At 63.3% G+C, this 25,309-nt stretch carries 31 protein-coding genes, 1 tRNA gene and 1 pseudogene; 16 read left to right on the top strand and 17 right to left on the bottom strand.

From position 1 onward, the window contains the following. Together H4V99_RS01880 and H4V99_RS01875 are read right to left on the bottom strand one after the other, a co-directional pair. Positions 1-618, bottom strand: a complete 618-nt coding sequence (locus H4V99_RS01880; RefSeq protein WP_280675028.1) for a TlpA family protein disulfide reductase — start codon at positions 616-618, stop codon at positions 1-3. Next, entirely contained in the window at positions 618-1,262 is a 645-nt protein-coding gene (locus tag H4V99_RS01875) for a histidine phosphatase family protein (protein ID WP_280675026.1), read from the bottom strand. Before H4V99_RS01875 ends, H4V99_RS01880 begins: the two co-directional genes overlap by 1 nt. Before the next feature lie 63 nt (positions 1,263-1,325). On the opposite strand from H4V99_RS01875, the gene aspS reads away from it, so the two are divergent. Further along, positions 1,326-2,654, top strand: a complete 1,329-nt coding sequence (aspS, locus tag H4V99_RS01870; RefSeq protein ID WP_280675024.1) for an aspartate--tRNA(Asn) ligase — start codon at positions 1,326-1,328, stop codon at positions 2,652-2,654. A 74-nt stretch (positions 2,655-2,728) separates the two neighbouring features. Here aspS and H4V99_RS01865 read toward each other — a convergent pair whose 3' ends face one another. The 4 genes from H4V99_RS01865 to H4V99_RS01850 all read right to left on the bottom strand — a co-directional run bounded on the left by H4V99_RS01865 (position 2,729) and on the right by H4V99_RS01850 (position 4,113). Beyond that, positions 2,729-3,028 (bottom strand): Dabb family protein, encoded by a 300-nt coding sequence (locus tag H4V99_RS01865; protein ID WP_280675022.1) that lies wholly within the window; start codon positions 3,026-3,028, stop codon positions 2,729-2,731. Next, complete coding sequence (locus tag H4V99_RS01860) at positions 3,025-3,294, bottom strand: glutaredoxin family protein (RefSeq protein ID WP_280675020.1); 270 nt, start codon at positions 3,292-3,294, stop codon at positions 3,025-3,027. The genes H4V99_RS01865 and H4V99_RS01860 overlap by 4 nt, the downstream gene beginning before the upstream one ends. Before the next feature lie 117 nt (positions 3,295-3,411). Next, a complete protein-coding gene (locus H4V99_RS01855; RefSeq protein WP_003792170.1) occupies positions 3,412-3,510 on the bottom strand; it encodes an AURKAIP1/COX24 domain-containing protein in 99 nt (32 codons plus the stop codon). A 156-nt stretch (positions 3,511-3,666) separates the two neighbouring features. Beyond that, on the bottom strand, positions 3,667-4,113 hold the full coding sequence (locus H4V99_RS01850) for a metalloregulator ArsR/SmtB family transcription factor (protein ID WP_280675017.1): 447 nt from the start codon (positions 4,111-4,113) through the stop codon (positions 3,667-3,669). Between the two features lie 146 nt (positions 4,114-4,259). On the opposite strand from H4V99_RS01850, the gene H4V99_RS01845 reads away from it, so the two are divergent. The 3 genes from H4V99_RS01845 to H4V99_RS01835 all read left to right on the top strand — a co-directional run bounded on the left by H4V99_RS01845 (position 4,260) and on the right by H4V99_RS01835 (position 8,231). Next, positions 4,260-5,630 (top strand): potassium transporter TrkG, encoded by a 1,371-nt coding sequence (locus H4V99_RS01845; protein WP_280679889.1) that lies wholly within the window; start codon positions 4,260-4,262, stop codon positions 5,628-5,630. Next, the gene (locus H4V99_RS01840) at positions 5,623-6,294 is read left to right on the top strand and encodes a TrkA family potassium uptake protein (protein WP_280675015.1); all 672 of its coding nucleotides are present in this window, start codon (positions 5,623-5,625) and stop codon (positions 6,292-6,294) included. Before H4V99_RS01845 ends, H4V99_RS01840 begins: the two co-directional genes overlap by 8 nt. 92 nt (positions 6,295-6,386) lie before the next feature. After that, the gene (locus H4V99_RS01835) at positions 6,387-8,231 is read left to right on the top strand and encodes a chromosome partitioning protein (RefSeq protein ID WP_280675013.1); all 1,845 of its coding nucleotides are present in this window, start codon (positions 6,387-6,389) and stop codon (positions 8,229-8,231) included. A 389-nt stretch (positions 8,232-8,620) separates the two neighbouring features. Here the strand turns inward: H4V99_RS01835 and proC are convergent, their stop codons facing one another. After that, positions 8,621-9,469, bottom strand: coding sequence for a pyrroline-5-carboxylate reductase (gene proC / locus H4V99_RS01830; protein WP_280675011.1), 849 nt, complete (start codon positions 9,467-9,469; stop codon positions 8,621-8,623). 83 nt (positions 9,470-9,552) lie between these two features. Here proC and H4V99_RS01825 point away from each other — a divergent pair. Further along, positions 9,553-10,515 (top strand): annotated as a pseudogene (locus tag H4V99_RS01825) (cation diffusion facilitator family transporter). Here H4V99_RS01825 and H4V99_RS01820 read toward each other — a convergent pair. After that, the gene (locus H4V99_RS01820; RefSeq protein ID WP_280679887.1) at positions 10,499-10,969 is read right to left on the bottom strand and encodes a nucleoside deaminase; all 471 of its coding nucleotides are present in this window, start codon (positions 10,967-10,969) and stop codon (positions 10,499-10,501) included. The pseudogene H4V99_RS01825 and the gene H4V99_RS01820 overlap by 17 nt on opposite strands. A gap of 85 nt (positions 10,970-11,054) precedes the next feature. Here H4V99_RS01820 and upp point away from each other — a divergent pair, with 85 nt between their 5' ends. The 3 genes from upp (at position 11,055) to H4V99_RS01805 (ending at position 13,645) form a co-directional block, all read left to right on the top strand. Beyond that, the gene (gene upp / locus H4V99_RS01815; protein WP_280675009.1) at positions 11,055-11,687 is read left to right on the top strand and encodes a uracil phosphoribosyltransferase; all 633 of its coding nucleotides are present in this window, start codon (positions 11,055-11,057) and stop codon (positions 11,685-11,687) included. 532 nt (positions 11,688-12,219) lie between these two features. After that, a complete protein-coding gene (locus H4V99_RS01810) occupies positions 12,220-12,903 on the top strand; it encodes a winged helix-turn-helix domain-containing protein (protein WP_280675007.1) in 684 nt (227 codons plus the stop codon). Positions 12,904-13,195: 292 nt separating this feature from the next. Next, complete coding sequence (locus tag H4V99_RS01805) at positions 13,196-13,645, top strand: MarR family transcriptional regulator (RefSeq protein WP_348522351.1); 450 nt, start codon at positions 13,196-13,198, stop codon at positions 13,643-13,645. Between the two features lie 326 nt (positions 13,646-13,971). Here the strand turns inward: H4V99_RS01805 and H4V99_RS01800 are convergent. Next, positions 13,972-14,044: transfer RNA gene (locus H4V99_RS01800), tRNA-Arg, on the bottom strand. A 200-nt stretch (positions 14,045-14,244) separates the two neighbouring features. On the opposite strand from H4V99_RS01800, the gene H4V99_RS01795 reads away from it, so the two are divergent. Together H4V99_RS01795 and H4V99_RS01790 are read left to right on the top strand one after the other, a co-directional pair. After that, positions 14,245-14,985, top strand: a complete 741-nt coding sequence (locus H4V99_RS01795) for an NAD(P)H-dependent oxidoreductase (RefSeq protein WP_280675005.1) — start codon at positions 14,245-14,247, stop codon at positions 14,983-14,985. Between the two features lie 52 nt (positions 14,986-15,037). Continuing rightward, entirely contained in the window at positions 15,038-16,687 is a 1,650-nt protein-coding gene (locus tag H4V99_RS01790) for a carboxylesterase/lipase family protein (protein WP_280675003.1), read from the top strand. A gap of 299 nt (positions 16,688-16,986) precedes the next feature. Here the strand turns inward: H4V99_RS01790 and H4V99_RS01785 are convergent, their stop codons facing one another. Further along, positions 16,987-17,601, bottom strand: a complete 615-nt coding sequence (locus H4V99_RS01785) for a hypothetical protein (protein WP_280675001.1) — start codon at positions 17,599-17,601, stop codon at positions 16,987-16,989. A gap of 180 nt (positions 17,602-17,781) precedes the next feature. Here H4V99_RS01785 and H4V99_RS01780 point away from each other — a divergent pair, with 180 nt between their 5' ends. From H4V99_RS01780 to H4V99_RS01765, 4 genes are all read left to right on the top strand, one after another. Next, entirely contained in the window at positions 17,782-18,063 is a 282-nt protein-coding gene (locus H4V99_RS01780; RefSeq protein ID WP_280674999.1) for an SHOCT domain-containing protein, read from the top strand. A 46-nt stretch (positions 18,064-18,109) separates the two neighbouring features. After that, positions 18,110-18,517 carry a DUF2256 and DUF3253 domain-containing protein gene (locus tag H4V99_RS01775; protein WP_280674997.1) on the top strand — a complete coding sequence of 136 codons (408 nt, stop codon included), beginning with the start codon at positions 18,110-18,112 and terminating at the stop codon, positions 18,515-18,517. A 5-nt stretch (positions 18,518-18,522) separates the two neighbouring features. Then, positions 18,523-19,287, top strand: a complete 765-nt coding sequence (gene heR, locus H4V99_RS01770) for a heliorhodopsin HeR (RefSeq protein ID WP_280674995.1) — start codon at positions 18,523-18,525, stop codon at positions 19,285-19,287. 102 nt (positions 19,288-19,389) lie between these two features. Continuing rightward, on the top strand, positions 19,390-19,764 hold the full coding sequence (locus H4V99_RS01765) for a hypothetical protein (RefSeq protein WP_280674993.1): 375 nt from the start codon (positions 19,390-19,392) through the stop codon (positions 19,762-19,764). 149 nt (positions 19,765-19,913) lie between these two features. Here the strand turns inward: H4V99_RS01765 and H4V99_RS01760 are convergent, their stop codons facing one another. Then, entirely contained in the window at positions 19,914-20,060 is a 147-nt protein-coding gene (locus H4V99_RS01760) for a hypothetical protein (protein WP_280674992.1), read from the bottom strand. Positions 20,061-20,260: 200 nt separating this feature from the next. Here H4V99_RS01760 and H4V99_RS01755 point away from each other — a divergent pair, with 200 nt between their 5' ends. Beyond that, positions 20,261-20,524: a phosphotransferase gene (locus H4V99_RS01755; RefSeq protein ID WP_280674990.1), complete on the top strand. Its 264-nt coding sequence runs from the start codon at positions 20,261-20,263 to the stop codon at positions 20,522-20,524. Between the two features lie 101 nt (positions 20,525-20,625). Here the strand turns inward: H4V99_RS01755 and H4V99_RS01750 are convergent, their stop codons facing one another. The 3 genes from H4V99_RS01750 to H4V99_RS01740 all read right to left on the bottom strand — a co-directional run bounded on the left by H4V99_RS01750 (position 20,626) and on the right by H4V99_RS01740 (position 21,960). Continuing rightward, entirely contained in the window at positions 20,626-20,880 is a 255-nt protein-coding gene (locus H4V99_RS01750) for a rhodanese-like domain-containing protein (RefSeq protein ID WP_280674988.1), read from the bottom strand. Further along, complete coding sequence (locus H4V99_RS01745) at positions 20,877-21,338, bottom strand: hypothetical protein (RefSeq protein ID WP_280674986.1); 462 nt, start codon at positions 21,336-21,338, stop codon at positions 20,877-20,879. The genes H4V99_RS01750 and H4V99_RS01745 overlap by 4 nt, the downstream gene beginning before the upstream one ends. Positions 21,339-21,399: 61 nt before the next feature. Continuing rightward, a complete protein-coding gene (locus H4V99_RS01740; RefSeq protein ID WP_280674984.1) occupies positions 21,400-21,960 on the bottom strand; it encodes a hypothetical protein in 561 nt (186 codons plus the stop codon). 131 nt (positions 21,961-22,091) lie between these two features. Here H4V99_RS01740 and H4V99_RS01735 point away from each other — a divergent pair, with 131 nt between their 5' ends. Next, positions 22,092-22,382: a metal-sensitive transcriptional regulator gene (locus tag H4V99_RS01735; RefSeq protein WP_280674982.1), complete on the top strand. Its 291-nt coding sequence runs from the start codon at positions 22,092-22,094 to the stop codon at positions 22,380-22,382. A gap of 15 nt (positions 22,383-22,397) precedes the next feature. Here the strand turns inward: H4V99_RS01735 and H4V99_RS01730 are convergent, their stop codons facing one another. The 3 genes from H4V99_RS01730 to H4V99_RS01720 all read right to left on the bottom strand — a co-directional run bounded on the left by H4V99_RS01730 (position 22,398) and on the right by H4V99_RS01720 (position 25,276). Then, complete coding sequence (locus H4V99_RS01730; protein WP_092338706.1) at positions 22,398-23,162, bottom strand: sulfite exporter TauE/SafE family protein; 765 nt, start codon at positions 23,160-23,162, stop codon at positions 22,398-22,400. Then, on the bottom strand, positions 23,159-23,719 hold the full coding sequence (locus H4V99_RS01725) for a rhodanese-like domain-containing protein (RefSeq protein WP_280679883.1): 561 nt from the start codon (positions 23,717-23,719) through the stop codon (positions 23,159-23,161). The genes H4V99_RS01730 and H4V99_RS01725 overlap by 4 nt, the downstream gene beginning before the upstream one ends. A 180-nt stretch (positions 23,720-23,899) precedes the next feature. After that, positions 23,900-25,276: an MBL fold metallo-hydrolase gene (locus H4V99_RS01720; protein ID WP_280674978.1), complete on the bottom strand. Its 1,377-nt coding sequence runs from the start codon at positions 25,274-25,276 to the stop codon at positions 23,900-23,902. Positions 25,277-25,309: the final 33 nt, after the last annotated feature.

Genomic DNA, 25,309 nt, shown 5'->3' with positions numbered 1-25,309 from the left:
CTAGGAACCCTCGGCCACGGTGTCACGAATCAGAGTCTCGAGAATTGACGGTGTCGTGACCTGACCGAGAATGCGCGCGGCAACCCGGCCCTGCTGATCCAGCACCAGCGTGGTGGGCACCGCGTTCGGTGGAATGCTGCCGCTGAAGGCGAGCTGCACGCTCCCGTCATCCACGTCGAGCACGGAGGGATAGGTGATGCCGTACGTGTCGTTGAACGCCAGGGCGCTCGGCGCCTGGTCCCGCACGTTCACACCCATGAACTCGGCGCCCTGGCCCGTGAACCGAGCGTTGAGCGCCTGCAGATCGGCGGCCTCGGCACGGCACGGCGCGCAGCTGGCGTACCAGAAGTTCACCACCAGCACCTCGCCGGCAAAGTCGGCGCTGGTGAGGGTGTCACCGTTCTCGTCCACGCCCGTGAACTCAATCACTTCTCCCCGAGCGGATGCGTCAATCTCGGTCACGCTGCCGTCCCCGGCAATGAAACCCTTGCTACTCCCCTCGCGGTACTGCGCGGCGAGGGGATCCGACGCGCATCCGCTGAGCACCAGGGCTGCGACAACGAGACCGGTGAGAGCCAGAAGCCGGGTGGGACGCGGGGAACGCTGGCGAGCACGCATCAGACGGCACCGACATCCGTTGCCGAGCCCTGCAAGTGCGCTGCCGGGCTTGAATACCCGGTCTCGTCGAAGTGATCTCCGCGCCAGGACAGCGTGGTGATGCTGGAGAGAGCACAGCGACGCTGGCGCGGATCGTGCGCGAGGCGCTCGTGGGCGAGGGAGCGGTGCACCACCCAAATAGGGAGTTGGTGACTGACCAGCACAACATCGCCCTCGTCGACCGAGCTCCACGCATCGTGAATGGCGGCCAGCATGCGCGCGGAGACAGCCCGAAACGGTTCTCCCCAGCTCGGGCGCAGCGGGTTGACCAGAAGCGGCCAGTTGCGCGGGTCGCGCAGCGCACCGTTCTCGCCGCGCATGCGCTTGCCCTCGAACCGGTTGGTGGGCTCAATGATGCGACGCTCGGTCTCTACGGGCAGCGAGAAGGTCGCGCCGATCGGCGCAGCGGACTCCTGAGCACGCTGCAGAGGCGAGGCCAGCACGCGCACCACCGGGCGTCCGCGGTCCTTCAGCTCCACGGCCGCAGCCTCGGCCATCCGTGCTCCGAGGTCGGACAGTCGAAAGTTCGGCAGCCTGCCGTAAAGCACGCCCTGGGGGTTAAAGACCTCACCATGACGCACGAGATGAACTTGACTGGCTACCACGTAATCAGTCTATTCAAAGGGCACCCGCGAATTTGCCGTGAGGCGGGCGGCTAAACTCGCAGAGTGACTTCGCGCGTATTGATCAAGAACCTGTCCGCTCTCGACGATGGACCCGTTTCGGTATCCGGCTGGGTCGATACCGTTCGAGACCAAAAGAAGGTGCAATTCGTCGTTCTTCGCGACGAATCCGGTGCCGTTCAGCTGGTCAACCCGCGCACAACGGATGCCGAGGGCGCCATCGTTGCCGATGAGCCGGCCACGAGCATCTCCGGTCTCGCACAGGGCACCTTCGTCACCGTCACCGGAACGCTTAAGCACGATGAGCGTGTGAAGCTCGGCGGCATCGAGATCAAGCTCGACTCCCTCACCGTGGTGAGCGCGGCCATTCCCGAGACGCCGATCGCGGCCGACTCGAGCCTCGACAAGCGCATGGACTGGCGCTTCCTCGACCTGCGCAACCCGAAGCAGAACCTCATCTTTCGCATTCAGACCACGTTCGAGCACGCGCTGCGCACGTACTGGATCGAGCACGACTTCATCGAACTGCACACCCCCAAGCTCATGGCCAGTGCGAGCGAATCCCGCGCCGAGCTGTTTGAGGTGGGCTACTTCGACACCAAGGCCTACCTCGCGCAGAGCCCCCAGTTCTTCAAGCAGATGGCGCAGTCCGCCGGCTTCGGCAAGATCTTCGAAGTAGGACCCGCGTTCCGCGCCGACCCCTCCTTCACGAGCCGTCACTCCACCGAGTTCACGAGCATCGACTCGGAGATCAGCTGGATCGACAGCCACGACGACGTGATGCAGCTGCACGAAGACCTCATGGTGGCCGGTTTCAGTGCGGTGAAGGCCAAGCACGGCGACGAGGTGAAGGCCCTCTTCGACGTGGAGGTCACCGTACCCACGCAGCCGTTCCCGCGGATCCCGCTCGCCGAAGCCAAGGAGATCGTGAAGAGCCGCGGCTACGAGGTTCCCCGCGACGACGACGACATGGACCCGGAGGGTGAGCGCCAGATCGCCGCCTATGTGGCCGAGAAGTATGGGCACGAGTTCGTGTTCCTCACCGACTATGCCTCCAGCATCCGCCCGTTTTATCACATGCGTCACGCGGGCGATGCGAGCATCACCAAGAGCTATGACCTCATCTTCAACGGCACCGAAATCTCCACCGGAGCCCAGCGCGAGCACCGCATTGAGGTGCTGGAGGCGCAGGCCGTGGAGAAGGGACTTGACCCCGCAGAGATCGAGGGCTACCTCGACTTCTTCCGCTACGGCGTTCCCTCGCACGGCGGCTTCGGCATGGGCCTTGCCCGCGTGCTGATGCTCATGCTGCACCAGGCCAGCATTCGCGAGGTCACCTACCTGTTCCGCGGCCCGACCCGCCTCGAGCCGTAGGCACGCGCGCCGGAACGCACAAAGCGGATGCCGCCCTCGCGATTGAGGGCGGCATCCGCTTTTTTTAGTGCGCGTTAGACCTCGAGGTCAACGGCGATGCGCGCCGAGACGACCGTGCGAATGTAACCACCGATTTTCACGTGCTCCGGGTGCGCCTGGTAGCGAGCGAGCGCGTCAAAATCGTCGAAGTCCACGATGAGGGCCAGGTCCCAGTTGGCGCCACCCGCGACGTCCGGACCCACCGTGAGCGCACGGATCTCGGGGACAACGCCCAGGAGGGCCTGGAGTCCTTGGGACACGCCGGCAGCGGCCTGCGCCTTCTCGGCGGGATCCGTGGCGGCGAGCTGCCAGCAGACGATGTGACGAATGGTCATGAGGCCTCCAAAAGGGCTGTGCGAAGACGCACCGGATCGATGCGCCAATAGTTGTGCACCTTGCCGTTGATGAGTAGAACGGGAATGTCTTCGACGTACAGGGCCTGCAGCGCGGCATCGTCGAGAATTGACAGTTCCTCCAGCACGATCTGGGGAGCGGGGCGCTCCTCGACCACGTTCTGCATGACGCTCGTCACCACGGCGCGGGCATCATCGCAGAGATGGCAACCCGGTTTACCGATCAGCGTGAGGTGAATGTTCGGCATGCTGCAACCCTACTTGACCCCAAAAGGGCAAGCAAAAAGCGCCAGACCCTAAGGGCCTAGCGCTCACGCTTGGTTTTGTTGCTAATAATGCTGCGTACTAATACCTATGTGGTACTACTACTTCTTATTGCGACGCTGGTGGCGGGTCTTACGAAGCAGCTTGCGGTGCTTCTTCTTTGCCATGCGCTTGCGTCGCTTCTTGATTACAGAACCCACAGGACCTCACAAAGAGTTGATTCGCCGCGGGACTCGCGACAGACACGAAAACCCCATTCTAACTGAGAAATCCGCTGCGTTCTACGCAGAGTGGGCAACACGACTCCGAAATGCCCGTGGTACTGCCGATTTCGGTACCCGAAATCACCGTCTCACCTAGCCGTTCTTGCGCCATTTCTTTGCCGTGGCATCTTTGACGACGTGGGTCACCTGATAGGAAGTATCGGCGAAAGCCTTGCCGATGGCAGAGGCAAACGCCCGCTGCTCGTCCTTCAGGCCGGCTTCCTCCGCCGCGGCGGCTTCCTCGGCTGCGTCGAAATCCACGCTCAGAAAAGGAATCAGCCAGTCTTCAATAACCTCGAGCGGTGCGTAGTCGAGGTGGTAAAACCGGTGCTGTCCTTCTTCGCGTACGCTGACGAGTCCGCTTTCACGCAGCACCTTGAGGTGCTTTGACACCGTGGGCTGGCTCAGGCCCAGGTTGCCCACAATGTCGGAAACGCTGAGCTCACCGCGGGCTTCCCCGCCCTGGTTGTGACGGTCGAGAAGAATCCGAAGGATGTCCCGTCGGGTCGAATCTGCCACAACGTCGAAGATGTCTGCCATTCCTTCAGGTTAGTCACTCCGCAGGGGTAGTACCATGACAACCTGGCGCGGGTCGCAAGTCTTGGGAGTTCCACGTGTTATCAAAAGCCTCCGCGGTACGGTTCGCCCACCATGAGGGCACCTGGTTCGGATCTTTTCGCGACGCCGTGGATCATCTGGTTCGGTCGTCACCCAGCCGCTTTGCCATCATGGTGTTCACCGCTTTAATTCTCGTGTTCACAGTGCTCTTCTCACTGCCCATCGCCTCGGCCGACCGCACCGTAACGCCCCTCTACGATGCTCTCTTCACGGCCGTCTCAGTAATTTGCGTCACGGGACTGGCCACCGTAGACATGGCGTCGCACTGGTCCGGCTTCGGCAACATTCTGGTCTTCATCGGAGTGAACGTGGGCGGCATCGGCGTGCTCACGCTCGCATCCCTGATGGGCCTCGTCATCTCCCGCCGGCTCGGCTTGCGCACCAAACTCATGGCGGCGAGCGATAGCAACCCCTCCCGCATTCATGCCGGGCCGGTGAATGAGGGCCAGGCGATTCGACTGGGCGAGGTCGGAAGCCTTCTCGTGACCGTGGCCATCAGCGCTTTCGTGATCGAAGTCGCTGTGGCGGCCCTGCTGTTCCCCCGCATGCTCCTCGATAACGTCCCCACCGGTGAGGCGATCTGGCACAGTTTCTACTACGCCGCCATGGCGTTCACGAACACCGGATTCAGTCCCAATGATCTGGGCATCGGACAGTTTGCCGATGACTTCTGGTTTCTGGGCGCACTCATGGTGGGTGTCTTCCTTGGCAGCCTCGGCTTTCCGGTGATTTACGTGCTTGCCCGCGGCTGGCGTAAGCCGCGCACCTGGTCGATCCACGTGAAGCTCACCCTCGTCACAACGATTGCGCTGATGTTCGGCGGCATGCTCGTCTACATCATTCTCGAGTTCAATAATCCGAAGACCTTCGGGTCTCTCGATGCCGGCCGCACCATCTTTCAGTCGCTCTTTCTCTCGGTGATGTCACGATCCGGGGGATTTGCCACGATCGACATCAGTGATCTGAACGGCTCGAGCCTGCTCGTGACCGACATGCTCATGTTCATCGGCGGTGGCTCGGCCTCCACGGCCGGCGGTATCAAGGTGACCACCCTCGCGGTCCTGTTTCTTGCCGCCTTCGCCGAGGCGCGCGGCAAGGAGCAGATGGAAGCGTTCGGGCGGCGAATTCCGAGTGACATTCTGCGGCTGTCCGTCAGCGTTGTGCTGTGGGGAGCGACAACCGTCGCGGTCTCCACCATTCTGATCGTGCACATCACAAAGGCTCCGCTGGATCATGTGCTCTTCGATGTGATCAGTGCCTTCGCCACCTGTGGTCTCTCCACCGGTCTCACCGCGGAGCTGCCACCCGAGGGTGTTTATGTCCAGGCCGCCACCATGTTCATGGGCCGGGTTGGTACAGTAACACTCGCTGCGGCACTGGCCGCAAGCCAAAGCAGGCAGCTGTTCAAGCGCCCCGAAGAAAGGCCCATCGTTGGTTGACCGCATCAAGCACGACGCCCCCGTGCTCGTCATCGGATTGGGTCGCTTCGGTGCGGCCACGGCAGGCCAGCTCGACCGCCTTGGTCGGGAGGTTCTCGTTGTCGACGTCAACGAAGGGCTGGTCCAGAAATGGTCCGAGCGGGTCACGCACGCCGTTCAGGCGGATTCCCGGTCCCTCGAGGCCCTGAAGCAAATTGGTGCTCAGGACTTTTCGATCGCCATCTGCGCTGTGGGATCCTCCGTGGAAGCCAGCGTGTTGATCGTGGCTAACCTCGTTGACCTGAAGATTCCGCAAATCTGGGCCAAGGCCATCTCCACATCGCACGGCAAGATTCTGCAGCGCATCGGCGCCAACCACGTGATCTACCCCGAAGCGGAAGCTGGCGAGCGCGCCGCACACCTCGTGTCCGGTCGAATGCTCGACTTCATCGAGTTCGATGATGACTTTGCTCTGGTGAAGATGTATCCGCCCAAGCCCATTCGCGGGCTCAACCTCATGGAATCCGGCGTGCGTTCCAAGCACAAGGTCACCGTGGTGGGTGTCAAAAGCCCCGGTAAACCGTTCACCTACGCCACCGCCGACACGGTCGTGTCCGATCACGATCTCATCATCGTGTCCGGTACCGAGGGTGACATTGAACGCTTTGCGGCACTGGGTAACTGAACTCCGCTCACAATCTCGATGAGCCGAAAACCGGCTGGACGGCTAACCTCTGTCTACGGGGGAACAATTTGTGAGCTTAAAAGGTGGCCAAGATGACGCAAGACACGACCGACTTCCCGCGAATCAGCGCTCTGGTTCGAGCCGATGCTACCGGCCAGGTAATCATCGACGGCGTCAGCCAGATCGTGGTCGCCATTGACGACGCCGGTGTTCGCGAGGAGATCGTGGCCGTTGCCACCCGAGTAGCGCGCACCCTCGACTCTCCCGTGCGCCTCGAAGTGGAAGACGAGCAGGGCCTGTGGCCCCTCATCATTCACCCGACCGGGCGGGTCGAATCAACCGGTGATGTGATCGCCACAACGGGACCGCTCGGTACTCACACGGTGGCGCTCACCGGGCGCGGCCCCGCCGACACGGGCGAATCCAGCGAGACGGACGACGCTCTGCTCGCCGCTGACGGCAGCGCGCCGGACGCTCTATCGGACAGCGACCGCGTGCCGGATGCTCACGGCGACGGCACGGCCAACACCGACCGCGAGTTCGCGCTCGATGCCGACAGTACCGGTGCTGGCGTCAAGGACGCGAACAACGACCGCGCAACCCGGGCAGACAGCGGACGCGACGCGAACAGATCCGGCCTGATCGCCGCCGAGCTCGAACCGGTGACCAACCTCTCGTTCGCGGATTTGCTGCGGCCCACCGCGTTCACGCATCCGCTCACCACCACCAGCGCGCCCGCGGAACCCCGGTCGAGCAGCCGTTCCGCCGGCTTCAGCGCCGCCGATCTGGCCCCGTTCGAGCCGGAGTTTGTGCCGGCATCCGCTTCACGTGGGCTTGAACGAACCCCTGATGCCGACGAAGCCGATTCCGACATCTCCTTCATCACATCTCTCATGGCTGCCCCCGCACTGCCGGAGTCGGGCACCGAAGCATGGTCTGGGTCGCCCACCCGGAGTGCCCGCACCGATCATGCCGCTCGGGCCCGGCCGTCGGAACCGCACGATCCGCCGAACCTCGCTGATTTCATGAGCTCCCGCCCGCCGGCACCGGCCGGACCCGCGCGGCAGGGCTGGCAGGGCGCCATCCGCCGTCTCACCGGCGGCCTCATCTCTGTGAGCCCGGGCTCCGCCGAACTCGACCAGCGCAACGCCATCGCGGCCGTTCAGCGCAGCCTGAGCGGACCGCGCACGATTGTGGTGCTGAACCCCAAGGGCGGGGCGCACAAAACCACGGCCACACTGCTGATCGCGGCCACGTTTGGCATCTACCGGGGCGGTTACACGCTCGCGTGGGACAACAACGAAACGATGGGCACGCTGGGAGTGCGGGCGCAGTCGGCGCGGCACACCAACACGGCCGTCGACCTGCTGCGTGATCTGGACCGCTTCTCCGACGTGCGATCGGCGCGGGTGGGTGACCTCGACAATTACGTGCGCAATCAGGGTGACGCCCAGTTTGATGCTCTCGCCTCCGACCTCGACCCGGCCGGGGCCGCGAGCATCGACGCCGTGGCATTTCGTAAGCTGCACGCCACGCTCAGCCGGTTCTACCGGGTGCTCGTGATCGACACCGGCAACAACATGCGCGCCAGCAACTGGGAGGCTGCCGTCGACACGGCCGACCAGCTCGTGGTGGTCTCCACCATCCGAGAAGACACCGGCTATGGCGCCGCGTCGCTGCTCGATGGTTTGCGCCGCAAGGGACATGCCAACAAGGTGGACCAGGCCGTCACGATTTTGGCGTCTCCGTCGAAAACGGTGGACCAGCAGCTGTCCGCCCGTCTGCACGAACACTTCGGTCAGCTCACCCGCACCGTGCTCGACGTACCGTATGACCCGTCCCTGGTCGGTGGCGGGCCGCTCAACGTGGACACGCTCGCACCGCGCACCCGCGCGGCATGGCTTCAGGCCACCGCCGCTATCGCCGAGGGCCTCTAGCTCGCGCCTGTCCCGCTCCTCCGCCCCGCCCCTCTGCCCCGCCCCCGGTTGCTACTTCAGGACATCCCCGCCCGGAAGCACCCGGCACCCGCAGAAACACGCGGGTCGGCCCGCACGCGAACCCGGATCTCCTGAACTAGCAACCGTCCGGGCCGGACAACAGGCAGTCCGCCGGCCGCCCGAGCCAAAATCCGGCAGCAGCTGGCCAGACAGCTAGGCCCCGCAGAACCGACACCGGGGCCCTCCTTGCGCGCGCCCCCGGTTGCTACTTCAGGAGAAACCCGCCCCGGAGCACACTGCACCCGCAGAAACACGCGGGCCGGCACTCCTTCGCCGCCGGATCTCCTGAACTAGCAACCACACCCGCAGGTAAACAGGCAGGAGAGCGGCTAGGAGGCGGCAAGCTCCCGGGAGCGGGCGAGGGCCGCATCCGTTGCGGTATCGAACAGTTCGCGCAGACCACCCTGTTCGAGCTCGGCGACAGCGCGTTCGGTGGTTCCGCCAGGACTCGTCACCTGACGGCGCAGCTCGGTGGGCGACTTGTCGGACACGGCCAGCAGCGCGCTCGCCCCGAGGAACGTGCCGTTCACCATGACTGCGGCCTGCTCGGGCGTGAAGCCCTTCGCCACGGCCGTCGCGGTGAGCTGCTCGATGAGGTAGAACACGTAGGCCGGCCCCGAACCCGAGATGGTGCCAAGAGCGTCGAGCTGGCTCTCGGGCACAACCAGCACATCACCGACCGTAGCGAACAGAGCCTGCGCGAGCGTGAGGTCTTCGGCGCTGGAACGCGTTCCGGCACTCAGTCCGGTGACAGCCATCCCCACGACGGCCGGGGTGTTGGGCATCGAGCGAATCACATGAGCGGATGTCGGCAGCAGGGACTCGAAGGTGGCCACCGTGACCCCGGCGCAGACGCTGATCACGAGGGCACCGGGCTCGAGGTGGTCGGCAATCTCGGCCAGCAGGTCGGGCACCATGTAGGGCTTCACGGCCACGACAACGATCTGTGCGCCGGCAATTGCCTTGAGGTTGGCCTCCGGGTCGGTGGCCGTTGCGAAGGCCGTGACACCGGCGGTTCCGTCGAGTTCTGCAGCCTTCTCTACGGTGCGGTTGGTCGTGCGAATTCCGCCCTCAACCTCCACGCCGGGCTTGAGGAGTCCCGCCAGAACGGCCCGGGCCATGGAGCCGGCTCCGAGGAACGCGATGGTGGGCAGGGTGACAGTTTGCGTAGAAGTCATCCGCTCAGTCTACTTTCGCGGCCTCCGTGGTCGCCGGGTGCCCCCGTTGGGGTCCCGACCGGCCGGAGTTCTAGGATGGGCGCATGAGTGCTTCCGGCGGAAACAAAGCAATTGTGGCGGCTTTCGGCGCCAACCTCGGCATTGCCATCACCAAGTTCGTGGCCTGGGGATTCTCGGGCTCCTCGTCGATGCTCGCCGAGGGCGTGCACTCCCTCGCGGACTCCGGCAATCAGCTCCTGCTGTTGCTGGGTGGCCGCAAGGCGAAACAGCGGGCCGATCTGGCGCATCCGTTTGGGTATGGCCGAGAGCGCTACGTGTATGCCTTCGTCGTGTCGATCATTCTGTTCTCGATCGGTGGGGTCTTCTCCCTGTATGAGGGCATCCACAAGCTGCAGAACCCTCATCCGCTCGAGAATGCGTGAATTCCCCTAGTGGTGCTGCTCGTGGCGATGGGGCTGGAGAGCTACTCGCTGCGCACCGCCGTGACGGAATCGAATCATGTGCGAGGAGAGCAGAGCTGGGTGCAGTTTGTGCGGCACGCAAAGGCGCCCGAGCTTCCCGTGGTGCTGCTCGAAGACGTTGCGGCGCTCACCGGTCTCGTATTCGCTTTCCTCGGAGTTGGACTCACCGTGATCACCGACAATTCCGTGTGGGATGCGATCGGCACCATCTTGATTGGGCTGCTGCTCGTGCTCGTGGCAATCATTCTCGGAATTGAGACCAAGAGCCTGCTTGTGGGTGAGGGCGCGACCGCTGACGACCTTGAGGCGATCCGCGCAGCCATCCTGGACGGCCCCGAGACCACGCACATTGTGCACATTAAGACCCTGTATCTCGGCCCGGACGAGATGATGGTGGGGGCAAAGATCGCCGTGGAGCCCGACAAACGCTTTTTCGCGGTGGCGGCAGATATCAACGCCATCGAGCAGCGCATTCGGGCCACTGTTCCCGTGGCACGGGTGATTTACCTTGAGCCGGACGTGTGGCTCGACCCGACACTCGCAAACCCACCAACCGACACATTCGTGATCAGGGGCCGGGAGTAACCCCACCGGCGCGGGGAGTGCGGCGCGCCGGGTCGTCAAAAAAGGCTCGTAGCAGGTCGCCGCATTCCTGCTCCGCTACACCGCTGAACACCTCGACGCGGTGATTGAGCCGACGGTCGCGCAGCACGTCGTAGACCGATCCTGATGCTCCAGCCTTCTCATCCCAGGCGCCGAAAACCACCGTGGGCACTCGGGCCGCGAGGATCGCGCCGGCGCACATGACGCACGGCTCCAGGGTGACCACGAGTGTGCACCCGGTGAGATGCCAGTCGCCGGTGGCCGCAGCGGCCGCACGGATAGCGACAATCTCGGCGTGCAGGGTGGGATCCTGGTGCAGTTCGCGTTCATTTCGCCCGCGCGCGATGATGACGCCCGCGGCATTGACGATGATGGCTCCCACCGGAACGTCGCCCGTGGTCAGGGCAATACGAGCCTCATCGAGGGCCAGTTTCATGAGCGCTGTCTGTACAGTCACGGTGTTCACCTTCCCGGTGTCTCGCGCGGACGGTTCGCGAGAGGGAACCAGTAGAATTGAGCCTATGCGAGTCCATGTAGCCGACCACCCGCTCATCACGCACAAGCTCACAGTGCTGCGTGACAAGACCACTCCCTCCCCCCTGTTTCGTTCGCTCGTCGAAGAACTCATGACACTGCTGGCGTATGAGGGCACCCGTGGCGTGCGGGTCGAAGCGGTCACCGTGCACACGCCGGTGTCGGCCGCTCAGGGCGTGCGCATCAGCGACCCCAAGCCCCTCGTCGTTCCGATTCTGCGCGCGGGACTCGGAATGCTGGAGGGAATGGTGAAGATGCTGCCCACGGCCGAGGTGGGTTTTCTCGGCATGGCGCGCAACGAGGAGACACTCGAGCCCACAACATACGCTGAGCGCCTGCCCGACGATCTGTCGGATCGGCAGTGCTTCGTTCTCGACCCCATGCTGGCCACCGGCGGTTCGCTCATTGCGGCCATCAACTTCCTGTTCGCTCGCGGCGCCACCGACGTCACCGCCATTTGCATCCTCGCTGCTCCCGAAGGACTGGCGGCTGTGGAGAAGGCTCTTGAAGGCCGCGAGGTGACCATCATTCTCGGTGCTGTTGACGAGCGCCTCGATGAGAACGGCTACATCGTGCCCGGCCTCGGTGACGCGGGCGACCGCCTCTACGGTCTCGTGTAACCTTCACGGTCACGGCCTCACGGGCGGCCCTCTGCAGCTTCTGCGGATTCAGCCGCGCCGATGGCCACAATATTCAATAAACTTTTATCAAGCTACTTTTCATCGCAGAACCATTCGTAAAGTTTCCTTTTGTGACGGATGCGCCTAATCACGTCCGAGGGAATGAACGTCATGCGCGTCACGGCGCGTAACTCCTTGTCATCGAATTGACACACCGCGTCACATTCCGGTTAACTCACATTTATGACAACCACCGCACGCCCCCTGACCTCCCTCGAGGCCCCCGGGACTGCCGGCATGATGATGGCCGGTTCTTCCGCCGTCGTCTGTTGTCGAATGTGCCGCTAACGCCCGGCCCTCGCTGAGAGTTCAGCTCCGTCCCCGCGCACCGGGATATATCGCCCCCGGTGACTGACGAACTGCTCTCCCGAACGCTTCCTGACAGCGTTCGACACCAGGCACGTGTGCCTCATACGCGAACCCATGAGCATTGCTGCGGGTTCACCCACGTTTTTCTCATAAGGAGTTCCCCATGTCTCTCGCCCACATCCACTCAGGTCGTCCCGCACTGAAGATCGTCGACCAGCCGGCCCCCCGCATTCGCGCCGTTCCGAGCGGCACCGAAGCCCGCGGCTTCGTGCTCTACGTTGGCATCGATGAGGCCAAGGCCGCGGCGGCCGGCACGAGCCTGCACCGCATTGTTGAGGCGCTCAAAGCCCTCACAAACGACCTGGCACCGTCGGCCGAAACCTACGCGGCCGTGGCCTTGGCCCCCGAGAACTCCGGTGGACGCGATGTTGACGTTGTTCGTCTCGCTCTGCAGGATCCGTCCGCGCTGGCGGAACACCGCACCGAAACCGAAGAACTCGACCGTGCCCACAGCGGTGTCGTCGTCGATATCTCACGCAAGCGCGTGATCCTCGACAACGAGACGGCCAGCCTCACCTACAAAGAGTTTGAACTGTTGCAGTACCTGGTTCTGCGCGAGGGACGCACCGTGGATCGTGCAGAGATCATTTCCTCGCTCTGGGATGCCAGCGATGAGGACGACACCCCCAACGAGCGCACCATTGACGTGCACGTGCGGCGCCTACGTGCAAAGCTCGGTCGCTACGAGGACATCGTGCGCACGGTGCGTGGAGTGGGATACCGCTTCGACCGTCACGCCGACGTGTCGATTCGACAGGCGACGACCCCGAGTCCCGACCGCTTCTAACTCGTACATCACGCCACACATGGTGAGGGCCGGTCGTAGACTCTACGACCGGCCCTGTTCCCTTGCACCAAGAGTGTCCTGCAATCACATTTCACGTCTTCCGCCACAGCAAACGGTTGACGCACTACGAATATATAACGAATGAGTAACGGACGCTAGTTGAGTGACACTTTTTCTCCTGCGAGTTGGCTCCGAGCCGAGCAGATGCGCGATGATCGCCGCGAAGTCCCTATCCTTAGAGGTGATCATGCCCCAGGGGTTAGGGGCGTCACGAGCAGCGCAAGGAGTCAGGGTGGTCGATCGGAACGTTGCCGTTGCGGCGTGGGAGTCCCTTTTTCGTGCCCAAGTGGCCATCATGCGCAGCCTCGCGGCCGGCTTTCCCTCCCGGGACATTTCCTTCAATGAGTACGACGTGATGTTTAATCTGTCTCGAGAGCCCGATCGGCGCATCCGCTTACGTGAGCTCAACAGTCACGTGCTGCTCACCCAGCCCAGCGTCAGCCGACTGGTGGACCGCCTGGTCTCCAAGGGCTACGTCTGCAAGCTCGCCGACCCGAACGACGGCCGGGGGGCCATCGTGGAACTCACCACAACGGGTCTCGCAGTCTTTCGCCGCGTGGCCGTTGCCCACATGAACACCATCACGGAACGTATCGGCGATTCGCTGAACATCGACGAACTCCACGAGCTCACGGCCCTGTGTGATCGGCTACGCACGCGAGACACGCGCTCACCGGATTAGCCGCTCAGCGCCAAACGGGATGGCGGTGGGGCGAAGGCCCTACCCCTCGCCCCACCGAGGCAGTCCCTCGCAGGAATGCCTTCCTCACCGGACTTCCGAACAAGGCCCGGCGAGAAACTTCGACCTCATGTCATGGCGGCGGTGCCGTGAAGGTAAAGGTAAGTATTTCTCACTTAGGGCAATGCTATCTATACATGACCCCCATTTGCCCGTTTGGTCAAGATTGGTCAAGATTGTTCACAAACTTCTCAGGTGAGCGGTCGAGCGAGGCCGTCCACGACAAAACAAAAACCCCGCAATCACAAGGATTACGGGGTTTTTAGCTGTGCGCCCGGAGGGATTTGAACCCCCGACCTATTGATCCGTAGTCAATTGCTCTATCCGCTGAGCTACGGGCGCCCGGTTACTTCCGACCGAAACGCTCGGAGGCAACTTGAAAACTATACCGCATTTTGAACCCGGTCGCGCTCACTGCACACCGCGGCCAGGCGTGACGACCCCCGCCTGTCCAAGACGGTCGTGGCAGCAGGGCCGTGCCGGTCTCAGAATCAGCCGTGCTGGCCCTAGCTAGCTCCTGAAACCGGTGCTTTACTGACCATATGGGCCCGTCCGTTCACGTTGAAACGTCGTTCGACTACTCCTCACTGCGCGCGGTGTTTATCAACTGCACGCTCAAGCGCAGCCCCGAGGTGAGCAACACGGAGGGCATTATTGACCTGAGTGCACACATCATGCGCGGTCAGGCCGTTCACGTGGATGTGATTCGCGCCATCGACCACGACATCGCCACCGGCGTGTTCCCCGACATGACCGAACACGGCTGGGCAAGCGATGCCTGGCCTGCCGTGTTCGAGACTGTTCGCGCGGCCGATATTCTCGTTCTCGCCGGCCCCATTTGGCTCGGCGACAATGGTTCCGTCACCAAACGCATCGTTGAACGTTTGTATGCAATGTCTGGCATGTTCAACGAAAAAGGCCAGTACGTGTTCTACGGCAAGGTGGGTGGCGCTATTCTCACCGGCAACGAAGACGGCGTCAAGCATTGCAGCTCCAACCTGCTTTACAGTTTGCAGCACATTGGCTACACCATCCCCCCAGCAGCGGATGCGGGATGGCTGGGTGAGATCGGGCCCGGCCCCAGCTATCTCGACCCGGGTTCTGGCGGCCCCCAGAATGATTTCACCAATCGCAACACCACCTTCATGAGCTGGAATCTCATGCATCTGGCATCGATTCTGCAGGCCAATGGCGGCATTCCAGCCTGGGGAAACCTGCGCCAGAGTTGGGACCGCGGCGAACGCTTCGGCTTCGAGGCCAGCGCAGAACCGCAAGACAGGTAGAAATACCCGGGCTAGCTCCAGACCCGAGCGTCGTCCGGAAGGGGCGCGACACATGTTCACTCACCTCTCAGTCACCACCGGGCTTCCTCGCCACGACACGGCGCGTTCACTCCGTCCGTCCCGGTCATCATCGACCACGTCGTCAGGCATCCCTGATCTCGCTGATTCACCGCGTACTGCCCTGGACGTTCAGGTCACGGGCGGCACTGTGCGTGGGGTTCGGGACGGTTCGATCGTGGCTTGGCGCGGCATCCCCTACGCGGCGCCGCCTGTGGGCCCGCTGCGCTTTCGAGCACCACAGAGCGTGATTCCGTGGTGCGGTGTTCGGGATGCCAGTCGCCACAGGGATGTGGCATCACAGATCCCGCGCAATTCCCTCCGCTCGAAGATTGCTCGACAGCTGGCAAGTGAGGACTGTCTCACCATCAATGTGCTCGCGCCCACCGTGGGGCGGCGCACCCGACTGAGCCTGCCGGTGATGGTGTTTATTCATGGCGGCGGTTACAGCATCGGATCTGCTCAGGATTTTCCCCAACAGGGGCCGAGTTTTGTGCGGACCGGGCGCGTGGTCTACGTGAATTTCAATTATCGACTCGGTGCTCTGGGGTATCTGGACTTCTCGGGCTACTCCACGCCGGAACGACCGATCGAGAATAATCTGGGGCTCCGCGATCAGCTGGCCGCCCTCGAGTGGGTGCGCAGCAACATCCGCTCGTTCGGAGGAAACCCCAACAACGTGACGGTGTTTGGGGAGTCGGCCGGGGGCAACGCGGCCCTTACGTTGATGGCCACCCCGGCGGCGCGGGGGCTGTTCGCGCGCGTCATTGCGCAGAGTCCCCCACCGGGAGCCGCGTACGCGCCCGAGCTCACCCGGGGCTGGGCCGAGGAGGTGGTGAACGAGTTGCGGGCGATCACACCGGATGCCGTCGGTGAGACCAGTGATGCGGCACAGCTGCTCATCGAAGCGGATGCCGGGCAGCTCATGCTGGCGGCCCTCGCCGTTCAGGTGCGCACGCCCGATGCGCAGCCCGGCACATTCTGTCTCGCCCCGGTTGTGGACGGCGATTTGCTCCCCGAACACCCGGTCGACGCGTTTCGACGCGGCCACACACACCACGTGCCGCTCATCATCGGCACGAACTACCGTGAGGGCTCGGCGTTCGGGCGTCGTGTCGATATTCTGCCGCAGTCGCCCCAACGAATTCAGGCGCTGTTCGAACGCGCCCCCGAAGGCACTCACGACGCCATGCGCGCAGCGTACCCGGGGCTGCCCACGAAACACGCCGCGAGCGATTTCGGTGGTGATTTCGCTTTCTGGTTTCCGAGCGTCACGGTGGGGGGATTGCACTCGCGCGTTGCTCCCGTGCACTTCTATCGCTTCGATCTTGCGCCGCGACTCATGCATGTGGTTGGCCTGGGCGCTACCCACGGCATCGAACTTTTTGCGCTCTTCAACGACCTAGATACCCTTTTTGCACGGTCCGTGACCGCGTTCGGTGGCCGCAAACCCTTTATCAGTGCCGGTGAGCGGATGCGTCGCCACTGGTTGCACTTCGCCTGTACGGGAGTGGTGGAGGCGAGCTGGCCGAACTACACCGAGCAGGATCGCCAGACGCTCATCTTTGATGAGGTAGACCGGGTGGAATGTGACCCTCGTGGTGAACAGCGACAGGTGTGGCAGGAGTTCTGGCCCACTTTGTAGGCCGGCGCGGACGCGGGCACGGCCGAGGCCCTGCCCGCCGTCGTGGGCCGACTACTGCGGCGTGTCCTGTTCGGGCGCATCGGGAGCAGGTGTGGGGGCAGGCGCTTGAGGCGCATGGGGCCGGGGATCGTGCGGCTTCGGGTGCGGTGTGTCAGACATCTGTCATACCTCTCTCAAGAATTCCTGCGGTGAATCGGAGATCGCAATCTCCGTGTAAGGCGACCGTACTCCACTGTTCCAAAAAAGGTCAGCATCTGGCACTGACCAGATTCGCCCCGCCTGGCCAGCGGGGATACCGGTCAGTAGTCGCTGTCGCCCGGAGTGGCCTCGGCGCGGGACGCCTTCAGCAGGGCGAGGTTCACCAGCAAGAACATCTCGAGTCGATCCGCCCGTTTTTCGGCATAGTCCGCCGCATGTGGATCGATGGCGAGCGAGATCAACCGCGTTGACACCGCGTCACGAATCTCCTCGCTCGCCGCCCGCTGGGCGCGGTCCACGAGCTGGGCCACACGGTCGTCAGCAGCCGCCTCGGCGTCGAGGGCGACGGTCAGCCGATTGTGCACCTGCATGCGCAGAGCGAACTGGGCGAGGTCCCCACGCTGGTCGTCCGTGAGGTCGAAGCCCCAGTGGCTCTTGCTGAGGTCTTTCCGGAGCCGCCCCACACGTTCGGCGTATTCCTCATTCTGGCGGGCCAGGAGACTCAGCTCATTTCGCGCCGTCTCCGCATAGCGTGCAGGGTCATAATCGGCGTGGTCCCGCAGCGCACCGATGATGATGTCGTTTTTCACGGCCATTCGCACGGCGGAGAGGGCGATGAGGAGCCCCTCGTCGGACATCCGCTCGATGGTGGCGAGATCGGCACCCGATTCCTGAACCTGCGCACCGGCACGGCGGCTCGATCGACTTCGCCGCATGGGAACACCACCTCCTCGTGTACCCCTAATTTTAGGTGCCGAACCGCGGTGCAGACGACCTGCCACTCATGATCTGCTGCATCCTGACGATCAGCACGAATTTGCCGGTCGTTTTGCCGAGATCTCACCTCGGGCGGGGATTTGCGGGTAACCTGTGCGCAAAAGATGGAGAAGGAGGCCATGATGTGGGGAAATTACGGCATGGGATTTATGTGGTGGCTGTGGCCGATCGGGCTGCTCCTTCTCGCTGGCGTGGTGCTACTGACAATCCTGACGGTTCGGGCGTTCAGTCCGGGTAACGGGCACCGGGATTCAGGCGGTCAACGGCCCGTGGAGTCGTACCCCGTCGAGTCGCACCGGCCAGCACGCAGCGCAGCACGCCAGCTCCTGGATGAGCGCTTCGCCCGAGGGGAGCTTGACTCCGAGGAATACCGTCACCGAATTCAGGTCCTCGACGAATAGAGCGTCCCCAGTCGCGTCGTCGAGGTCGTGGGAGCAGAATAGAAGCGTGGCACACCGACAGCGCGCATCAGACCTTGAGCAGGCCCCTCCCGTGGAGCGCACCTGCGTGTCGTGTGGTCGGCGCATCACCTGGCGGGCGGCATGGGCACGCGACTGGGCGAACGTGAAGTACTGCTCGGATGCCTGTCGCCGTCACGGTGTGAACGATACCGACCGGGAGCTGGAGAGCACCATCGCTCGTCTTCTCGTCACCACACCCGCGCACTCATCGATTGATGCGGCCGACGTGGCCCGGATGGTGGGCGGCGAGGCGTGGCAGGAGCTGATGGAGCCGGTTCGACGAGCTGCTCGGCGCATGGTTGCGGCCGGGCAACTGCAGATTGTGCAGGGTGGCACGGTCGTGGACCCGTCCACGGCGAAGGGCCCGATCCGCCTGCGCCGACCCCGAAAGTGATGCCCGTGAACCTTCGCACCCTGAACCTGATCATGGGTCTGCTGCACCTGGTGCAGGCGATTGTTGTCGCCGTGATCGTGACCCAGGCTCTGCACCTGCTTCTTCCGGTGACCGTCGAGTATCCGACCGGGGCGCCGGACACAGGCCTAGAGCCCGAGAGCCTGCTAATTGGCTCCGTCAATATCGGCGTCGCTGCGGTGATCGTTCTCCTGCTTCCGGCCGTGACCCACCTCCTCATCGCGTCACCGCTGCTCGCCGCGCGCTATCAACGCTCCATCGTTCAGCGCTGCAGCCCCATCCGCTGGATCGAGTACTCGCTCAGCTCGTCGATCATGATCTTCCTCATCGCCCAGCTGAACGGAATCACCAATGCCGGCACGCTCGTCCTCATCTACTCGGTACAGTCGGCCCTGATCATTCTGCTGTGGCTGCAGGAGCGGATCGGCACTCCGGCCCGCACGCTGCGGCCGTTCATTGTCGGCAGCATCGTGGGGATTGTGCCGTGGGGCGTGATTGCCCTGCACGTTCTGGCTCCGGGAGCAACAAGCGGATACGACCAGCCCGTCTGGATACGCCTGCTGACCGTCACTCTGCTTCTGCTGTTCTTTGCCTTCGGGGTCAACCAGTGGCTCGGGTTCCGGGAAATCCCCACGGGGCGCACGTACGCGACCGAGGAGCGTGGCTATCTTCTGCTCAGTCTCGTCACCAAAGCGGCGTTCGCGTGGCAGGTCGTTGCGGGCATCCTTTCGACAACGGGCGGCGTCACGTAAGTCACTTGTCCTAGGTGAGTGGTGTCGGCATTTTGTACGGGTGTGAAGGCAGGAGAATAGATGTATTGTCGTCCGTCCGCGACGACCGAACGGGAGCACCGCATGACTGAATCCGAGCTCGTCAACCTGTGGATCAAGAGCCGTTGGCACCTCATCGTGTCTCAGGTCGCCCCCACTTTACTGCTCGCCGCACTGGTGGGCTTCCTCACCTTCGGCTTGGCCGCAACAGACCCCAGCGTGCGGGTCGCTGCGGCCGGAATACTGCTGGCTTCTGGCATTCTCGGCGCACTGGTGCAGATCAATGTCGCCAATGAGGCTCTGGCGGTTACCGCCGATCTGCGCGCACTGGGCAGCACCTCGGCCGTGACACGACGCATTGTGTCTGCGGCGCCCTGGGTGAACGTGGTGCGATTCGTGACGCCGACCGTGTTCATCGTCGTATACGTGGCCCTGCTCATCGCCCTCATCGCTGGCTAAAGCAGCACCGCTCCCCCACCTAAAAAACCCCTCATCTCCCGCAAACACGGGGAGGTGAGGGGTGATGCTGTGCGAAGACGGTGGAATTTGAACCCACGATCCGTCCCCTTCAGAGCCTGTCGATTCGCACACATGCACGCAAAAAGCATCTACTCCTTCTCAGCGCGCGGTGAGCGATTCTTTGCGATGTAGACGTTGAGCGCCCGGATCGCTGTGATTGCCAGCCAAAACAGGACGACAACGGCGGCTAGAGCCGCAATCAAAGAGACCGTCACGAATGCATTGTATTGAAACATGGGCCGAGTCTACTGGTGCGGGGTCACCCACAAGCGAGCCACTGGATCCGCTCACCGAATCTCCACCGAGACTGCAGTGGACTTACCGAACGGCTGTCCCCGCCGGCCTAGGTTCCCGCATTCGATAGGTTTGGCAACTGGGGTTTGTGCTCCCACCTGGCACCAGGTTTCTTTGAGGACCCGAGGCAGCCGGACCCAGCATGCTCGTGAACCACGGAGACCTCGGGCCTTGGAACACGCTTCACGATGGATTCCACCTCACCGGGGTCATCGATTGGGACTTGGCCCGTTTTGGATCACCGCTTGATGATCTGGCACAGATCGCGCTTGAGGCGGTACCACTGAAGCCATCAACGGTTGATCGTTTGGCTGAAGGGTTGAATCAGACCGCCAGTATTTCAAATGTGGACACAATGTGGGCAAACCCAGCATTCCCACATGAAAAAACCCCCTCCATCCGTTGAAAACACTGGGATGTGAGGGGGTCGAACTGCGGGTAGTTCACGTAATTCCTAATGCGCATTGTTGGCGCGGGACTCGGAGGTCGTGCCAGATCCCTTTTCCATCACATCGCGGAATTAATTCCACGGGCGCAGCCATCCGAAGCGCCCGATGCCGGTTGCGGAAAGTCCGGGGATTGCACGTCAATATTGACGGCGTCCTGAAGGTGTCCACCGACATACTCTGGAGCGGTGCGCACATCGACGACGACCGTACTGGAGGTGACAGCGATGGAGGGCGAAGGCGCGGGGCTCGCGCAGGCGACCATGCTGAGCAGTGCCGCCACGGCGATTGTGATGCCGGTGAGTGTTTTCTTCATGGCTGGGTATCCTGACCGGTGCGTGGAGTGGGTGGCAGTGTGATCGGCCTGGGACCGACTTTCCGGGAGCGCGGGAACAAGGGCATGCAGGTAGTGCAGACCTCACCCTCAGCGGACTCTGACGATTCGCGGCGGGTGGTGGCTCGGCGTTCGCTGACCAGTCTTTCGCGCAGGGCCCAGATCAATAGGGCGAGGGCGGCGGCGGCCAGGGCCGGGCGCGCAGCACCGCTCACTATCGGGTCGAGGGAGCGGACTTCGGTGGTCAGATACAGCGCGATCAGACCCAGAGCTGGCCACCGTGTGTCGCAGAGAGTTGCGTCGGCGCCGATGGGGGTTTCGACATAACTGGCAACGATCAAGCCGATCAAGCTCGCTCCGAGCGCGGTGGCCGCGACCGTCCACCACAGGGCGCCGTCTGCGTCGCCCGCCCGGGGCGCGTAGCCGGTTACAAAAGCCATGAACGCGGCTGCGGCTGCGGCGGCCGTGATTATCCAGCGTCGAGTCGACCAAGTTTGTAGGTCAGAGAACACGATCAAGGACTTCCGTCGCGGCAGTGGTCCGAGCGGGAAGACCGCAAGAATTTTCTCGAGTCATGCGCGCATAGAGAGCCCAGCCGAGCAAGACGATCGACGCGGCGGCCAGATACGACTGGACCGGCTCGAAGAATTGCATCGCTCCGGTTGTGCCGAGAGCGAGGAGAACCAGTTTGTTGCAGACGGGGCATCCCACCGCGAAGAACGTCACCAGCCAACCGGCCATCCCCAATCGTCCGGCCGCCCTACTGGGCAGGGCGCCTTCCGGGTGCGCCACATAGGTGGCAGTGACCATGCCCGTCAAGACCGCGCTGAGGGTGAGCACCGGCCACGACCAGGCGGTCGGCGGGATCTGTCGCGAAAAGAATGGCGTGTCAATCAAGTCCGTCGGAATGGCAATGAAGACCACCGTAAACAATGCCGTCGCCAGGGCAACCCACCAGCGGCGAGAGGGCCAGCGACGCAGGTCCCCGCCGAGCCCGGCCAGCTTGCCGCGCCAAGGGGCACGCCGTGATGATTCGTCCCTGCTGGTGCGCTGGTCACGCATTCGAATAGCCCTCATTTACTTTTCATCGCGAAACGCTTGCTGCCATATTTGAATATACTGATACCCTAAGGGGTATCCTGGTCTTAGACAAAACCAGCCTCGCATCCGCTTACGAACAGGAGCACACCCTCATGGGGATCACCGAACCCGCGACCCACTCCAGCGACGACCTGCGCAAGACCCTCAATCGACTCAAGCGCGCGCAGGGGCAACTCGGCGCCGTCATCACAGCCGTTGAGTCCGGCGCTGATTGTCGTGCCGTGGTCACCCAGCTGGCTGCTGTCTCGAGTGCCATTGACCGGGCAGGGTTCACGATCATCTCGTCGGCGATGAAGGAGTGCCTCATCGATAACGGCGCGGATGGAGGAACCAAGCAGCTCAGCGTCAATGAGCTTGAAAAGCTTTTCCTGTCCCTCGCCTGACCCCATTCGCGAGAGCTAGCCGGCGACGGCGCGAATCGCGACGTACACGGCGATGCAGAGCACAAGGATCGCGAAGCTTGTTTTGAGAACGCGGTCGGGGAGTCTTCGGCTGAGTCTGCCCGCGATTAGGGATGCCAGCATAGCGGTGCCCGCGAAGGCGCCGGTGACGGCCCAGTCGATCTGCACGTCGCTCAGGTGGGCGCTGAAGCCGGCGACCGAATTGATGACGATGATCACGAGGGACGTGCCGATCGTGACGCCCATGGGGAGTCCGAGCACGAGGGCCAGTGCCGGAACGATCAGGAACCCGCCGCCGACGCCGAGCAGCCCAGTCAGGAACCCGACCACGGCGCCCGTTGCCAGCGCACGGGGCAGACAACTGCGCCACCGGGTTCCGCCGCCGGGCAGCGCACAGGGGCCGGTTGCGGCGGGGGTGGCAAAGAACATTCGCACGCCGGCGATGACCATGATCACGCTAAAAGCGCCGAGCAGAAGCTGAGGGTCAACCAGTCGGTTTACGAGGGTGCCGAGGTAGGCGGTAGGAATGCCGGCGGCGCCGATGATGCCGGCCAGACGCCAGTTCACACCGGTGCGCAGCCGCGGAAGCACGGCGACCGCCGACGCCGCTCCCACGACGATCAGCGAGGTTGGTATCGCCTCCTCGAGGGGTAACCCGACACCGTAGACCAAGGCCGGAACGGCCAGGATTGACCCGCCCCCGCCGACCAGGCCGAGCAGCGCGCCCACGATCACTCCCAGAAGCAGCGCGGCCACGATCATGCGTGCGGCGCCAGCTGCGCGAGGATGTCACTCTTCGTGGGTTCGGAAACCGGGCGGTTCCAGGGCATCCACGACAGAATTCGCCCCAGCGTGCAACTGTTGGTGGCGGCCGACACCGTGAGACCGGCGCTGATGACGCCGGCGAGAAGACGGAACTGCGGATGGATGAACCTCCCCGCCAGCACGCTCGCCAACACCAGGCATCCGGCCGTCATGCGTACCTGTCGATCCATGGCCCACGTGGAGCGACCGCTGGTGATATCGCCGCCGGCGGCGGCATAGCCCGCCACACCACCGGTCAATACCCGAGCACCGTTCAGGCCGGCTGCGTCAAGATTCTTTCGCGCTTCTTCCGCGCGTCGACCCGACTGGCACACCAGCACCACCCGGGGGGCCATCTGCGCCGCGAACTCTTCCGTGTGTTCTTTGAGCAGGTGGAGCGGCACGTGATACGAACCCCGGATATGCCGGGTTTCAAACTCCGAACCGTCCCTCACATCGATGATCATCAGGTCGTCATGATGGAGAACCCACTGATGGAATTCGTCTGCCCCAATTGGTGCTGGGGAGGGGTTGACGGTGTGCGTGGTGTCAGAGATAGTGGATCCGTTTCAGTTTGGTGCGGGAGCGGAGCAATGCCGGGCAGCCCGGAGGCCTGCCCCTGGGGCAGGCCTCTGACAATCGTGTCTGCCGTGAAGCCAGCGTTGGTTAAGTGTTCGGCGGCGGCGTCTTTTCTATCAGGCTTTCACCGCGTATTGGGCGGCCCATGCGTTGTAGCCGCCAATGAGGTCGGTGACGTCCGAATGGCCCAGATTCCGCAGTGCACTCGCGGCGACGCTCGAACGCCAGCCGCTGGCACAGTGGATGAGCACGGGTCCGGCGGGCACTTCGGCGTGGCGCTGGCTCAGCTCGGCCAAGGGAATGCGCAGCGAGCCCGGGATCGCGCCCTGCTCGACCTCGCCGGGGTTGCGTACGTCGAGGATCGTTGCGGCGGTGTCCCGGCGCAGAGCTTCGAAGTCGTCGAGCTCGACCCGTGCACCGACCTGCACCAGCGGGCCGAGGTCGGTGAGCGCCAGCACCGGGTTTGTCAGATATCCGGCGACCCGGTCGAAGCCGATGCGGGCCAGCCGCATTCCGGCCTCGGCTTCGCGGCCGGAGTCGGCGATGATCACGATGCTGTCGTCGTGCTCGATGACCATTCCGGCCGTCTCGGAGAAGCGACCGTCCAGTCCCACGTTAATGGACCCGGCCAGGTGCCCGAGGGCGAAGTCCTCGGGGCTGCGGGTATCGAGAACGCGGGCTTCGTTTTCAACGGATCTGCGAACATCCGTCAAGGTGAGCGGTGCCAGTTCACGGGTGGAACCGATGATTTCGTGCGCGCTGCGGTTGATCATCGCGTCGACGGCGAAATAGCCGGGGATTGCGGGCTGGCCGCTGCGGATCATTGTCACGAAGTCGTCTTCACTCATCGGCTGCACGGATGAGTTGGTGAGGCGCTGGGTGCCGATGGTGGATTCGAGCTCGTCAGAGAGGTTCTTGCCACAGGCGGAACCGGCGCCGTGGGCGGGGAGAACACGCACCGCATCGGGCAAGGCGAGAAGCGTCGTGTGGATCGACGCGTACAGGGCGCGGGCCAGTTGGTCGGGATCGGCGCCGACGGATGCGGCCAGGTCGGGACGGCCCACGTCACCGATGAAGAGGGTATCGCCGGTGAGAACAGCATGGGGAACGGCGTCGCCGGCGTGTTCACGAACAACGATGCTGATGGACTCCCAGGTGTGTCCGGGGGTGTCGAGAATTTCCAATTCCACCTCTCCGAGCGAGATTTTCTCGCCATCGGCGAGGTGGCGGATCTCGTACTCTGCCTCGGCGCGGGCACCGTAGCCAATCCAGGCGCCAGTGGCTGCGGCCAGCTCAAGGTGACCGGCGACGAAGTCAGCGTGGAAATGCGTGTTGATCACGCCGATGATGGTCAGGTTGTTCGCCTGCGCGTCGGCGAGGTAGTCGTCGATGTCGCGGCGGGGGTCCACGACAACGGCTTGACTGCTCGTCTCATCACCGACGAGGTACGAGCCATGGGACAAGCAGTTGAGGTAGTACTGGGTCAAAATCATCGTGGCCTCCAAAGGTCGGGGCCCACCACGCCG

This window comes from Cryobacterium sp. CG_9.6, assembly GCF_029893365.1.
Lineage (GTDB): Bacteria > Actinomycetota > Actinomycetes > Actinomycetales > Microbacteriaceae > Cryobacterium.
Note: the sequence above shows the minus strand (reverse complement) of the source record. Positions and strands in the feature narration are given on the sequence as shown.

What these genes read in the sequence shown, in the direction of transcription:
- H4V99_RS01880 (WP_280675028.1), bottom strand. Translation starts at nt 618, where the DNA reads ATGCGTGCTCGCCAGCGTTCCCCGCGTCCCACCCGGCTTCTGGCTCTC.
- H4V99_RS01865 (WP_280675022.1), bottom strand. Translation starts at nt 3,028, where the DNA reads ATGACCATTCGTCACATCGTCTGCTGGCAGCTCGCCGCCACGGATCCC.
- H4V99_RS01860 (WP_280675020.1), bottom strand. Translation starts at nt 3,294, where the DNA reads ATGCCGAACATTCACCTCACGCTGATCGGTAAACCGGGTTGCCATCTC.
- H4V99_RS01850 (WP_280675017.1), bottom strand. Translation starts at nt 4,113, where the DNA reads ATGGCAGACATCTTCGACGTTGTGGCAGATTCGACCCGACGGGACATC.
- H4V99_RS01835 (WP_280675013.1), top strand. Translation starts at nt 6,387, where the DNA reads ATGACGCAAGACACGACCGACTTCCCGCGAATCAGCGCTCTGGTTCGA.
- proC (WP_280675011.1), bottom strand. Translation starts at nt 9,469, where the DNA reads ATGACTTCTACGCAAACTGTCACCCTGCCCACCATCGCGTTCCTCGGA.
- H4V99_RS01820 (WP_280679887.1), bottom strand. Translation starts at nt 10,969, where the DNA reads ATGAAACTGGCCCTCGATGAGGCTCGTATTGCCCTGACCACGGGCGAC.
- upp (WP_280675009.1), top strand. Translation starts at nt 11,055, where the DNA reads ATGCGAGTCCATGTAGCCGACCACCCGCTCATCACGCACAAGCTCACA.
- H4V99_RS01810 (WP_280675007.1), top strand. Translation starts at nt 12,220, where the DNA reads ATGTCTCTCGCCCACATCCACTCAGGTCGTCCCGCACTGAAGATCGTC.
- H4V99_RS01795 (WP_280675005.1), top strand. Translation starts at nt 14,245, where the DNA reads ATGGGCCCGTCCGTTCACGTTGAAACGTCGTTCGACTACTCCTCACTG.
- H4V99_RS01790 (WP_280675003.1), top strand. Translation starts at nt 15,038, where the DNA reads ATGTTCACTCACCTCTCAGTCACCACCGGGCTTCCTCGCCACGACACG.
- H4V99_RS01785 (WP_280675001.1), bottom strand. Translation starts at nt 17,601, where the DNA reads ATGCGGCGAAGTCGATCGAGCCGCCGTGCCGGTGCGCAGGTTCAGGAA.
- H4V99_RS01780 (WP_280674999.1), top strand. Translation starts at nt 17,782, where the DNA reads ATGATGTGGGGAAATTACGGCATGGGATTTATGTGGTGGCTGTGGCCG.
- H4V99_RS01765 (WP_280674993.1), top strand. Translation starts at nt 19,390, where the DNA reads ATGACTGAATCCGAGCTCGTCAACCTGTGGATCAAGAGCCGTTGGCAC.
- H4V99_RS01760 (WP_280674992.1), bottom strand. Translation starts at nt 20,060, where the DNA reads ATGTTTCAATACAATGCATTCGTGACGGTCTCTTTGATTGCGGCTCTA.
- H4V99_RS01755 (WP_280674990.1), top strand. Translation starts at nt 20,261, where the DNA reads ATGCTCGTGAACCACGGAGACCTCGGGCCTTGGAACACGCTTCACGAT.
- H4V99_RS01750 (WP_280674988.1), bottom strand. Translation starts at nt 20,880, where the DNA reads ATGAAGAAAACACTCACCGGCATCACAATCGCCGTGGCGGCACTGCTC.
- H4V99_RS01745 (WP_280674986.1), bottom strand. Translation starts at nt 21,338, where the DNA reads ATGGCTTTTGTAACCGGCTACGCGCCCCGGGCGGGCGACGCAGACGGC.
- H4V99_RS01740 (WP_280674984.1), bottom strand. Translation starts at nt 21,960, where the DNA reads ATGCGTGACCAGCGCACCAGCAGGGACGAATCATCACGGCGTGCCCCT.
- H4V99_RS01735 (WP_280674982.1), top strand. Translation starts at nt 22,092, where the DNA reads ATGGGGATCACCGAACCCGCGACCCACTCCAGCGACGACCTGCGCAAG.
- H4V99_RS01730 (WP_092338706.1), bottom strand. Translation starts at nt 23,162, where the DNA reads ATGATCGTGGCCGCGCTGCTTCTGGGAGTGATCGTGGGCGCGCTGCTC.
- H4V99_RS01720 (WP_280674978.1), bottom strand. Translation starts at nt 25,276, where the DNA reads ATGATTTTGACCCAGTACTACCTCAACTGCTTGTCCCATGGCTCGTAC.